This window comes from Frankia sp. CeTa3Moorea, from assembly GCF_978021225.1.
Genome location: NZ_CDXDOR010000014.1, coordinates 1 through 11857, shown reverse-complemented (window position 1 = coordinate 11857; position 11857 = coordinate 1). Strand labels below are relative to the sequence as shown.

The 11857-nt window shown below is 71.3% G+C and carries 9 protein-coding genes; 4 read left to right on the top strand and 5 right to left on the bottom strand.

Annotated elements, in window-relative coordinates; translation table 11 throughout:
• On the bottom strand, positions 1-764 hold a 764-nt coding region (locus AC08OV_RS04600; protein ID WP_476619352.1), incomplete at its 3' end, for a TylF/MycF family methyltransferase.
• Positions 765-2208: 1444 nt separating this feature from the next.
• Positions 2209-3414, bottom strand: coding sequence for a glycosyltransferase family 4 protein (locus AC08OV_RS04595; protein ID WP_476615957.1), 1206 nt, complete (start codon positions 3412-3414; stop codon positions 2209-2211).
• 383 nt (positions 3415-3797) lie between these two features.
• Between AC08OV_RS04595 and AC08OV_RS04590 the strand changes: the two genes are divergently transcribed.
• The 4 genes from AC08OV_RS04590 to AC08OV_RS04575 all read left to right on the top strand — a co-directional run bounded on the left by AC08OV_RS04590 (position 3798) and on the right by AC08OV_RS04575 (position 8227).
• The gene (locus AC08OV_RS04590) at positions 3798-4895 is read left to right on the top strand and encodes a UDP-glucuronic acid decarboxylase family protein (protein WP_476619340.1); all 1098 of its coding nucleotides are present in this window, start codon (positions 3798-3800) and stop codon (positions 4893-4895) included.
• A gap of 44 nt (positions 4896-4939) precedes the next feature.
• Positions 4940-5794, top strand: a complete 855-nt coding sequence (locus tag AC08OV_RS04585; protein ID WP_476615213.1) for a class I SAM-dependent methyltransferase — start codon at positions 4940-4942, stop codon at positions 5792-5794.
• Positions 5795-5871: 77 nt separating this feature from the next.
• Positions 5872-7470: a hypothetical protein gene (locus AC08OV_RS04580; protein WP_476615212.1), complete on the top strand. Its 1599-nt coding sequence runs from the start codon at positions 5872-5874 to the stop codon at positions 7468-7470.
• Positions 7457-8227 (top strand): FkbM family methyltransferase, encoded by a 771-nt coding sequence (locus AC08OV_RS04575; protein WP_462187905.1) that lies wholly within the window; start codon positions 7457-7459, stop codon positions 8225-8227. The genes AC08OV_RS04580 and AC08OV_RS04575 overlap by 14 nt, the downstream gene beginning before the upstream one ends.
• On the opposite strand, the gene AC08OV_RS04570 is transcribed toward AC08OV_RS04575, so the two are convergent.
• The 3 genes from AC08OV_RS04570 to AC08OV_RS04560 form a co-directional block, all read right to left on the bottom strand.
• Positions 8211-9215, bottom strand: a complete 1005-nt coding sequence (locus AC08OV_RS04570) for a glycosyltransferase (protein WP_476615211.1) — start codon at positions 9213-9215, stop codon at positions 8211-8213. The two genes, AC08OV_RS04575 and AC08OV_RS04570, sit on opposite strands and share 17 nt — an antisense overlap.
• Positions 9212-10069, bottom strand: coding sequence for an FkbM family methyltransferase (locus AC08OV_RS04565; protein WP_476615210.1), 858 nt, complete (start codon positions 10067-10069; stop codon positions 9212-9214). Before AC08OV_RS04565 ends, AC08OV_RS04570 begins: the two co-directional genes overlap by 4 nt.
• Before the next feature lie 77 nt (positions 10070-10146).
• Positions 10147-11857: heparinase II/III domain-containing protein (locus AC08OV_RS04560; protein ID WP_476619339.1), on the bottom strand; the 1711-nt coding region annotated here is incomplete at its 5' end.

Genomic DNA, 11857 nt, shown 5'->3' with positions numbered 1-11857 from the left:
CAGCCGGGAACGGCTCCATAGTCGTCGACGATGCAGAAGCCGCCGTCGGAGAGCTTCGGGTAAAGCGCCGTCAGCGCGTCGGTGGTGCTCTCGTACATGTCGCCGTCGAGGCGCAGGACCGCGAGGCGTTCGATGGGCGCGGTGGGCAGGGTGTCCCGGAACCAGCCGCGCAGGAAGCGGACCTGATCGTCGAGCAGGCCGTAGCGGCGGAAGTTGTCCCGCACCTGCTCGAGGGACACCGACAGCTCCGCGTACTCGTGGTGGCGGTCGCCGGTGTCGGCGGCGTAGCGCCCCGGATTGGGCGCGGGCAGGCCGGCGAACGAGTCGGCGACCCAGACCGTGCGGTCGGGGACGCCGTAGGCGGCGAGCACCCCGCGCATGAGGATGCACGCGCCGCCCCGCCAGACCCCGGTCTCGATGAGGTCGCCTGGGACGCCGTCGACGATGACTCGTTCGGTGCACTCCTGGAGGTTGCGCATCCGGTGGTCGCCGGTCATCGTGAGCGCCAGCCGCGGCCAGTCCCGGCCGTCGGTCCGGGCGCCCGGTGCGCTCCTCTTGACGATTTCCATTCCCTGGCTGCGGAAGGCTCGTACCAGTATCCTCTTCGCGCCGGTGCGCGGCTCCCACGCACCGCCGTCCCGACCATCCCAGAGAGAGCAGGTCAGCGTCGTGCGAAGCAGATCGAGATACCGCACCGAGGTATCGGAAAGGTCGTGACGGGCGACGGTCGGGTCGTGCGGGGCAACGGTCGGCGTCGTGGTCATCATGGCTCCTGATGAGAGGGGTGAGCGCGGAAAGGGGATGGGGCCGGGGGCCGTCGGGCTCCGTTCGCTGTTGGGTGAGGTGCCGTCCAGGGGGGCGCTGTTGGGTGAGGTGCCGTCCGGGGGGGCGCTGCTGGGTGAGGCGCCTGCCGCGCGGGCGAGCAGGCGGGTACTGGCCAGGTGCAGCAACACGGCCGAGGCGGTGTAGGTGATCCCCGACACCGCGGCCACGATCGGCAAGCGGCCGTCGTGCAGCGCCGCCGCGAGCCCGAGCACGGTCGACAGCGCGACCGGGACCTGGATGGCAAGCACCGTGCGGGCGGCACGGAACCCGAGCAGTACATGGGTGAGCAGGTAATCGACGGACTGCGGGATGGTCGCCAGCACGAGGACCTGGGCGGCCGGGGCGGCGGGGGCGAACCGCGTGCCGTAGACGATGCGGATGGCCGTCGGCGTGACGAGGGTGATCGCACCCGCCACTGCGGCGGCGAGGGCGACGGTGGCGATGACCGCGCGGCGCACCACCCGGGCCCGCTGCCGGGGATCGACCAGGGTACGGAGCCGGCTGAACATCACCATGCCGGTTGCCTGGCAGACGGTCGTGCAGGCGCCGGCGAGGGCGACGGCGACGGCGTAGAAGGCCACCTGCTCGGCGGCCAGGAAGGTGGCGACGAGCAGCATGTCCAGCTTGTAGATGAGCTGAGCCCCGACGACGGTGCCGTAGGCCCCCAGGGCGGACCGCATGAAACGGCGCCGGGGCAGCAGGCGTCCCGGCCGCGCGAGCGCGGGAAGGCCGCCGAGCACTGCCACGTGGTACCCGAGTGGGGGTAGCAGGGCCGTCACGCCGAGGGCCAGCATCCACGATCCTGGATCGCGGACTCCGCTGCCGGCGAGCGCGGCGAACGCGGCCAGTGTCGCCGCCGCCGGTAGCAGCCGGACGAGCTGGAACTCGCCGGTCATCCGACCGCGGCGCTGCGCGAGCCCGGCGGCGTTGGAGGCGGCCACGGCCGCGGCGGTGAAGCAGGTCGCGCCCAGCACGGCGACGGTGTCCCAGGCGGGTCCCCGCCCGGCTCCCGCGCCGCCCGAACGGCCCGGGCCCACAGTGATCAGCGCCGGCACCACGGTGAACAGCACCGCGGCGAGCAGCGCCGACGCGACGGTCTGGGTGAGCAGCGGGCCGAGCAGCGCGCGGTCCTCACCGTCATCGGTGACCAGTGTCTGGGAGACACCCAGGGCGAACACCATCGCGAGCATGCCCGCCCAGGTCTGCAGCGCGACGAACTCGCCGCGGGCCACTGGCCCCAGGGTGCGGGCGGCCAGGACGCCGGTCGCGGTCCCGACGACCAGCGTGCCCGCGTTGCCGGCGAGTACGGCGACGGTGGAGCGGGGAAGCCGGCTCGCGAGCGGGCCGGTCATGACGGCCCGGCGATTCGGCTGACGGCTCTGGTCATCCGCGCCGAGCGGTGTCGCGCACATGGGCAACGGCGCGCAGGAAGCCGTCCACTGACGCGGCGAGCTCGATGTCGCCGATCACTTTCTCCGACTCCTGGGCCATCCTGGCCAGGACGTCGGGGCGCGCGCGCAGCTCCCCGAGGATCCGTGCGAGCGCGTCCACATCGCCGACCGGGTGAACCCGGCCGTTGCGGCCGGGACGGACATCGTCGGTCGGGCCGGTGGAGCCCACCCGGTCGCTGACCACCACCGGCAGGCCGCAGAGCACCGCCTCCTTGACCGCCAGCGGGTGCGGGTCCCGCTCGGCGGGGTGCAGGTAGAGGTCGCTGGCCGCGTACAGGCGGGGGAGCCGTTCCTGGTCGGCGAATCCGACCATCCGCAACGCGCCGCCGAGCTCGGCGGCCACCGCGTCGAGAGCGGCGCGCAACACTCCGTCCCCAGCCATGATCACGATGATTTCCCGGTCGACCGGACCCCGGGGGGCGCGGGTGAGGACGCGCAGCGCGTCCGCGATGTCGAGGGGGCGCTTCCGAGAGATCATCTTTCCGGCGAACAGGGCGACAAGGGCGTCCGGGGCGATACCCAGCTCGGCGCGAATCGCCGTTCGATGCTTCTCCCGATGAGCTAGTACGGCCCGCAGCACCGTCTCATCGGTGGGATACGGCGTGCGGAACATGCGGGTGGCGGGGACTCCATAGTGGGCCAGGTACGCCTCGTTGTTGTCGCCGATCGTGAGGAATGCACTCACTGAACGCATCAGGTGGGGCAGCGTGAGCCGTTTGACGGCGCGGACGGCGGGGGTTCGCTGGCCGAGGAGTTCGCTGTCACTGATCATGAGGGCGGGTACGCCCCGTCGCCGGCACCAGGCGAGCGCCGCGAGGGAATGGGCGTACCGGTATCCGTAGACGAGCACGCATGCGGGGCGCAGCCGGTCCAGGGCCGCCCAGGTCCGGGTAACCATCTGCCGGGTGGCGTCGGGCTGCCGCCAGCCCGGGCGCAGCGGCAGGTCCGCGATGAACTCGTGGTGATAACCGGTGACGATGTCCGATTTCCACTGCACGTCGAGGCCGAAATCCGCGTCGAAGTAGCGTTCCAGGCCCGATCGGGACAGGAAGAGCACCCGAAGATCCACCTCGTGTTCGGTCAACGCCCGGTACAGCGGCGCGAAATGCTGAATCGCGTGCGATACGACGACTGCCACCGTCGTCGACCTGTGGACGGAGGTCATGAGCCGGCTGTTCCTCCTCGCAATGACCGCTGATCGGACCGGGTGGGCCGTGCGCCAGTACGAATCGATCCGACTCTGTCACTCAAAGTATTAATCGAGCAACTGTCTGTAGATGCGTGTCGCGGGTCGCGGGTCGCGGGTCGCGGGTGCCGGGGTGCCGGGAACCGGTAGGGCCCGGGTGGCGGTGGGTGGCGGTTGCGGCGTCGACACGCGGGTTCCCCGCCGTGGTAGTCCTCCTTCTATCACTGTCAGTGATAGAAGGAGGACTGTCTGAGGGGCGCGCGGTGTCGTTGTCGACCGATAGCGGAACGTGACGCCCATGGCCCGGCTTTCCTTACTCACGGGTGGTGGTTGGAGTGACCAGGCGGGTCGTCGTCGCCGGCGGGGCCGGCTTCCTTGGAAGCCATCTCTGTGACCGCCTGCTGGCTCGGGGCGCCGAGGTGATCTGCGTCGACAACTTCCTCACCGGCCGGCCGGACAACATCGACCATCTTCGGAGGCATGGCGGGTTCCGCTTGCTGCGGCGGGACGTGACCGAGCCGATCGACGTCACTGGTCCGGTCGACGCCGTGCTGAACTTCGCCTCCCCCGCGTCCCCGGTGGACTATCGGGCCCTGCCCTTGGAGACCCTGTCGGTCGGTGCGTCGGGTACCGCGAACCTGCTGGATCTGGCATATCGCAAGAACGCCCGGTTCCTCTTGGCCTCCACCTCGGAGGTCTATGGCGACCCCCGGGTCCACCCCCAGCCGGAGGAGTACTGGGGCCACGTCAATCCGATCGGTCCGAGGAGCATGTACGACGAGGCCAAGCGCTTCGCTGAGGCGTTGACCACCGCCCACCGCGCCACCCACGGCACGTCCACCGGGATCATCCGGATCTTCAACACCTATGGGCCGAGGATGCGCGCCGACGACGGGCGCGCCATCCCGACCTTCATTGCGCAGGCCCTGCGTGGCCAGGCCGTCACCGTTGCGGGCGAGGGTCGCCAGACTCGGTCGCTGTGCTACGTCGACGATCTGGTGGAGGGGGTCGTGCGCATGCTGGACAGCGACCTTCCTGGTCCGGTGAATCTCGGCAGCCCCCAGGAGATGACGATCATTGATGCGGCGCGGCTCGTCGTGGAGGTGTGCGGGGCTGACGTCCCGATCACCTTCGTTCCGCGGCCGAAGGACGATCCCACCGTGCGCTGCCCCGACATCACGCTGGCGCGGGAGGCGCTCGGGTGGCGACCCTTGGTGGACGTACGGGACGGGCTTGCCCGCACCGTGGCCTGGTTCCACGGACGTGTCGAGCGGCCGCGGTCCCCGTGGGTGGTGCCCTGTCAGGAGCCACCGGCGGGCTCGGACGTGCTTGGCGGTGACCGCGACGGGTTCACCGTGCGGGGTGGCGGACCGGGGGGTGGCGGACCGGGGCTGGCGGTCAAGGTGGGCGAGGGCGACGCGGCGGATTCGTGACCTCAATCCATTGCTCTTTGTGAGAGGTCGGCTACTTTAAGCATGTGACCCGGGATGGCTCTGGAAACCTCGCGACGATCCCCGGGCGTCGTGCCGGTCCGCTGCGCTGGCGGCTGGCGGGACGTCTGGCCGCGGTCCTTCCCGACCTGCGCGGTCGTGGCTGGCTGACCCGATGGGTACAGGGCTCTGCGAACGCCTACAGCGGTCCCCGCTATCGAACACCGGCGCTCGCGCCGGTGTTCGACGCGGTTCTGCGCCCCGGTGACTGTTGCTATGACGTCGCTGCTGGCCTCGGGATCTACACCCTGTGGGCGGCCGGGGTGGTGGGAGCGGCCGGCGAGGTGCATGCCTTCGAGGAAGCACCGCGCACCGGGGCGACGCTCGCGGCCCTGGTCGAGCGCAACCGGCTCTCGGGTGTCCACCTGTCTACCGCCGCGGTGGGCGCCACCGCCGCGGCGGGCGCCGTGCCTATCCCGGGCGCGACGACCATCACCCTCGATGCCTACGCCGCGCGGCACCGACCGCCTGACCTGGTCAGGATCGGTGGTGAGGCCGAGGGCCTCGACGTGCTGCGCGGCGCCGGTGAGCTCCTACGGGCGCATCGGCCGGCCCTCCTGCTGGCGATGCCGCCCCGCCTCGCCCGCCGCGGCGGAGACCGTCCCGGCGAGAACGGCCACCGCGGCGAACGGGATCGGCGGGCTGCCGGGGACCATCCCGGTGAGCTGGTCTCGCTGCTGGCCGCCGCCGGCTACCGGATCCTCAATCTGAGCCGGCGCGGGCTGACCGGGCAGGGCGTCTTCTCGCCGAACGTGCTCGCGCTCCACGACGGCTGGGAGCGTTTCGAACAGGTCGCCGTCACCCTGCGGCGCACGCCGCTGCCCCGCGACCAGACGGCGTGAGGGTCGGGCATGCCTGATCTTCTCTGCTGGCGGGCTCTCCGCTGGCGGACGTCCCGGGCCGCCTGCCCGCTCGCGGGATGTCCGCGGCGCCATTCGGGCACGCCTACCGGCGACGCCTCGCCGATCCCCTCGGGTGCGCCGTGGTGATCGCCCCGGCCGTGCCGGGTGGGAGGGTTGCCTACGCCGCCCGCCGCCCGCCGCTGCTGTGGCTGATGATCGTGATGGTCAGCGTGGCGCCGTGGTTCGTCGAGGCGTTCCGGATGCCGTCCGAGTCCGACCGGGTGGTCCTGCGCTCGGTGGCGTTCACGTTCGAATGCCTCGCTGCGCTGCTCCTGGTCGGTGCGCGAGCGGGACGTGGTTACGGGCTGGGCTTGTTCCGTCTCGGCCCCTGGTACCTGCTGTGGACCGGGATGTCGTTCGGACTGGTGTCACTGGTCTGGCGCACCCCCCAGCTGGACACCCCGCAGATCCATCTCGACGGCGTGCTGCGGGCACTCGCATTGGCGAGCCTCGCCCTGCCGCTGTGGACCTGCGGATACCTGCTCGGCCCGGGCCGGATGGTGACGCGCGCGGCCACCCGGTTTGCCGCCGCGGCGGCGCCCGGGACCGGTACCCGGCTGCGCGGCCGGAACGTGCCGTGGATTCTGTGCGGGATCTCGGTGGCGGCCAGGGTCCTGCAGATCCTCCTGGGCCAGTATGCCTACCTGGGCGACGCGTCCCAGAAGGTCTCCGAGGCGAGTGCCTACGCCCAGCCGCTCACCCTGCTCGGCGGCCTCGGGATGTCCGCCCTCCTCATCGCCGCCGTCGATCTGGCCCGGGGCGGGGGGCGTCGGCGGGCCTTCGTCGCCCTGCTGTCCATCGAGATCCTCTTCGCCGTCGCCAGCGGGATGAAGGGGGTGTTCGCGACCAGCGTGTGGGGGGTGCTGATCGCGTTCTCCGTCGCCCGCGGCTGGCTTCCAATGCGGTGGATCGCCGCGGCCGCCGCCGTCTTCGTCCTCGTGCTGATTCCCTACAACGCCTCCTACCGGGCCCAGGTACGCAGCCAGAGCCACACCCTGGACGCCCAGTCGGCGGTGTCCATGGCGCCGACCGTGCTGGGCCAGACGCTGTCCGGGGACGCCCCCGCGGGGGAAGGCCCCGCGGAGTCACCGCTGGAGTACCTGACCTCGCGGATGCGGGGCATCGACAGTCTGGCCATCGTCGTCCAGCTGTCTCCCGACATCGTTCCCTACCGGGACATCAACGAGCTGTTCCTGGCTCCCGTCCTGACCGCCGTGCCCCGGGCGGTCTGGCCCGACAAACCGATCAGGGCCACCGGCTACGAGTTCAAACAGCAGTACCTCTCGGGGAACGCCCGGATCTACTCCGCGGCCGCCGTCTCCCCCCAGACCGACCTCTATCTGCACGGGGGCCTGCTTCCCCTGCTGGTTGGCATGGCACTGCTGGGCGCCGGTTTCCGGCTGATCGACGAGGCGTGGGACCCGGCGAAGGATCTGCGCTACATCGTGATCTTCGTTCCGCTCTTCCTCCAACTGGTCAACTCCGAGAGCAGCGTGGGGGACCTCCTCGCGGCGTTGCCCATCCAGCTGGCCGTGCTGTTCCTGACGGCACGTTTCGCCTACGGCGGTGCCCGGCCCGCAACGAAGGGAAAAGATCCTACTCATGGACGCCAGTGATGTTCTTTACCGAACCAAGATCTCGATCGCCGGTGTCCTGACGTCCCCGGCGGTGGGGACAGTCATCGCGGCGGCCACCCGCAACCGGGTCCCCAACCACGGGCTGCGTTTCGACGTGGCTGACCGCGACTTCACCCCGCAGGCGCGGGCGGCGCTGTTCTGGCGGCTGTACGAAGGGGCCGAGATCCGGATGATCCGCCGTCATCTCACGACCTCGGGCACCGTCGTGGAACTCGGTGCGAGTCTGGGCATCACCAGCGCGCATATCGCCTCGCGGCTGGCACCCGGCTCGCGGCTGGTGTGCGTGGAGGCAAATCCCCACCTCATCGAGGGCCTCACGCGACGCCTGGCCGCGTACGCCGGGCACATCACCCTGGACGTGGAGAACCGGGCGATCACGCAGGCCGTGGGCCCGGTGGCGTTCGCCCTCGTCGGGAACAACCTCGGTTCCCGGTTGTGGGACGACGCGTCGCGGCGGACCGTCACCATTCCGGCGGCCACGCTTCGGGACCTGCTGGTACGCAGGAGGATCGCGGAATTCGACCTCGTCAGCGACATCGAGGGTGCGGAGGCGTCGTTTCTGTTGGGGGATCCGGGCGCGCTGGACCGGTGCCGTCGAGCGGTGTTCGAGATGCACGACACGACCTTCGAGGGACGGCCCGTCACCGCGGCGGACCTGCTCGACGCCGCGCGTGGACTGGGCTTCCAGGTGGTCGACCGCCACGGGGTGGTGGTCACGCTCAGCCGGGACGGGTGAGCTCCCCCGTGCCGGCCGCCTTCTCCCGCCGGTCGGTTCCCCCCGCGGGGTCCGGTGGACCGATCGGCCGGTCCCGGGCCGGGCGAGGACGCGGGACGGAGCGGGCCTCGCGCGTCCACGTACTCCACCGGGACGCCCGGGGTTCCCCGGGCAGGGTCTGGTCGATGTCGGGGATGCGGGCGAGACCGTCCACGACGCCGCGCAGGCCGCAGTGGACACGGACGATTCCGCGCCGGCGCACCAGCTCGGACACGGCGACCCGGGGCAGCACCGCCAGGAGCAGCCAGGCGGTCACCAGCGCCACCTGCCGCGGGCGGCCGTGGAGGCGGGCGAACCACAGCCGGTTGCGCACCGTGTAGTAGGTGTAGCCGTTGCTGGGTACCGTCCCACCACCGGTGTGCCAGGCCTGGGCCGGACTGACGAGGACACGCCACCCGGCCGCCTGAGCGCGGTGGCAGAGATCCACGTCCTCGTAGTACAGGAAGTACCGAACGGCCATCGGCACCTGCCGATGACACTCGGCCTTGATAAAGGTGATCGCGCCGGTGACCCACGGCACGTCATCGGCGTGGTCCGTGGGGGTCCGGCGGGCGCGCGGCACGGTGAAGACGCGGGTGAGTCCGGCGAAGCCCGGATGCAGACCGTCGGCGTTGACCAGAGTGGGTCCGACGATGCCCACGTCCGGGCGGGACAGCAGTTCCAGACAGGCGTCGACGGTGGCCGGCACGAGCTGGACGTCATTGTTGAGCAGGAGATAGCAGTCGGTGGCCGGATAGGCGTCACACGCGTGCCGGAAGCCGCCGCCGAAACCGAGGTTGCCGGGGGGGACGAGCCAGGCCGTCTCCTCCCCGATGCCGTCGGGCCGTCCTCGCAGATCGTTCGCCACCACGACGACCTCGCTGATCCGAGGTATCGCCGCCAGTTGCGCGGCCAGATCCATCGTCGGCGCGGTCGGCCCCCAGTGGACGATGACCGCCGTGGTCCTCATGCGCGCACCAGGGGCTCGGGAACCTGCCCGGATGCGGGTCGCGCGGTGGCGGGCGGGACGTCCGGCACGGCCAACGTGGACCAGGGTGCCGCCGTCAGGAATTGCCGAGCCGGCGGCGGAACCTCCGCGTCGACGATGCGGTACCCGTGCCCGCGCAGCAGGTCGCCGACGGCCTCGGCGTTGCGTCCGGTGACCTCGCAGATCACGGTCGGGCGGATGTCGCCCAGAAGCCGGCGTCCACCGCTGAGGACCGCGTGCTCGGCCCCCTCCACGTCGATTTTCACGACGTCCGGTGCCGGGAAATGGGAGAGCAGGCCATCCAGGGTAAAGGTCGGCACGAGCTGCGCCGCGCGGGTGCCGCCGGTCTGGCTGCTGCCGAATCCGTCCAGATGGCTGGTCGCGCGGTTGCGACTCGCGATGTGGAACGTGCTGATCCCCGGGGCCGCGCCGACCGCGGCGGGCAGGATCTTCACCGTGGCACGGCCATCGGTGGCCGATGATCCGCCGCGGCGTGGTGACCGTGTCTGCGACCGGCGCAACATCCCGACCAGCCAGGTGTCGGGCTCGACCGCGACGACCGTGCCGGACGACGTCGCGGCGGACGCGGCGGCGAAGGCGAACAGTCCCACGTTCGCGCCGATGTCCCAGACCACGTGGCCGGGGCGCACGACCTCGCCGACCAGGTCGGTCAGGACCGGATCGACGGCGGCGAGACTGGGGCGCAGATACTTCAGACCCGCCTCGGAAGAGACGTAGATGCGCGTCGCCTGGAAGGGCGGCGGCAGGCGGCGGGCCACCACCAGATGGTGGGTGAGCCGTTCCGCGAAAGGGCGTAGGGCGGACAGGGTCGGCACGGTGTTCTCCTGTCGGGCAGTTTGTTCGGTTTCGTGGTGATGCGGTGTGACCGGGGTGGGTCAGGTCCGGGTGTGGGTCAGAGGCGGGCGGGCGACGATTCCGTGTCGCCGGAGCGCAGGTTGCCGGAGCGCAGGTTGCCGGAGCGGACCTCGTGGACGACCGTGGTGCGTACCGCGACAGGCAGCTCGGTATCGATCACGTACGCGGCGGTGTACGCCGGCACCGTACGGCTCCATCCGACCGCCCGGCGGGTGGAGCGCACCACCCACCGCCCCGGTCCGCCGGCCCGCAGGACCAGCCGCCCCTGGGACGTGCTCACCGTGAGCGCATCCGTGGCCCCGCTCCGGGTGGCCGCGTTCCGGCTGGTCCCGCTCGAAGCGGTACTGGTTTGCCTGGTATCGACCGCCGCGGCGGTGACGGACACCCCGGGGGCGAAGTGGAACAGCACCTCGACGTGGTGGCGGCCCTCCCCGGTGATCCGATCGTCGACGGACAACCCACTCGGGTCGAGTCGCCACGTCCGCCAGTGCACGGGTCGCCCCGGAAGGTGGCGGTAGCCATCATGGCCGGCGGCCAACGTCGCCACGTTCTCGTGGTGGCGCATCGTGACAAGAGTGGGACGGGCCCGGCGGCCCGCCCGGAACGCGCCCCAGACCTCGGTCGAGTCGGCGTGATCGACGATGACGGTCGAGTGGGCGGCGGTACCACGTTCGGCGTCCCGGTCCGGTCCGGGGGCGTAGGTCGAGGTCCCGGTATCCACCAGGAGCGGCCGGCCGTCGTGCCAGAGCAGAAACGCGAGGGTGTCGGCGTGGGCGTGGGCCGGAAGGTCCTCGGGACAGGGCAGGCCCACGTCGGCGAGCAGATGCCACGGTCCCGCCGTCAGCACGGCGAGACCGCTGTCGACCAGCAGAAGGCCGCCGGTCTGGTCAGAGGCGGGCGTCCGCGGACGGTGCGCGGTCCCCACGGTCGGCTGCGGCGTCGAGGTCGGCATCTCGGCCGGGCGCGGTGCCGGGATCGGGCCCGGACCCGGACCCGGAGCCTGGACGGAGATCGGCGTCGATCTCACCGGAGCCGGGAGAAGCAGCCGCAGGGCCTCGGCGGGCACCGCGAATCCGTCGTTGAGCGTGGGAACCATACCGTCCGGTCCGAGCACGGCCGTCAGCCAGGCCCGCATCCTGCCGGCCGCGTCGAGCAGTGCGCCGGGCACCGCGTGGCCCGCCGCGGTGAGCAGCCCGGCGACGTCGTCGAGGTCGGCCAGCACCTGACAGTGATAGGTGGGGGAGCGTTCGTAGTGTCCACCGTCGCTGAGGACTTGCCGATCGAGCTCGCGCAGCAGCGCGTCGACCCATCGTCGGCGGCCGCGGGCGTCGTCATCGGCGACCGCCAGCCCGATCAGTGCCTTGTAGTTCTTCAGCAGGTGGTTCCCGCCGACGTCGGTCTCCAGATGAGTGCGCAGGAAGGACCGGCAGACGCCGAGGTCGGCGAGGACCGCCATCTCGGCGGGCGTTCCCCGCGCGAGCCGGGGCCACAAGGCACACAGCGTCCAGGCCCGGAGCGACACGACATAGGGCGACCAGGCAACCGGATCGCCTAGGGCCACCGAGGTCCGCCAGGCCAGATACAGCCGGGCGAACATCGCCGGCCCCTGGACAGCCTCGGTGGTGAATGCCCATGCCCAGTCCCAGTAGTGCAGATGGTAGCGCCACAGCAGCGGAGCGTCGGCCTGCCTCCAGTCCCATCGGGCGGGGGCCGCGGCGGCGCCGGCCCCCGTGGGGATGGCGGTCGTG

Bases quoted from the DNA above. Each gene is read 5' to 3' on its own strand.
- AC08OV_RS04580 (WP_476615212.1), top strand. From the start codon at position 5,872: ATGTCCGCGGCGCCATTCGGGCACGCCTACCGGCGACGCCTCGCCGAT.
- AC08OV_RS04575 (WP_462187905.1), top strand. From the start codon at position 7,457: ATGGACGCCAGTGATGTTCTTTACCGAACCAAGATCTCGATCGCCGGT.
- AC08OV_RS04570 (WP_476615211.1), bottom strand. From the start codon at position 9,215: ATGAGGACCACGGCGGTCATCGTCCACTGGGGGCCGACCGCGCCGACG.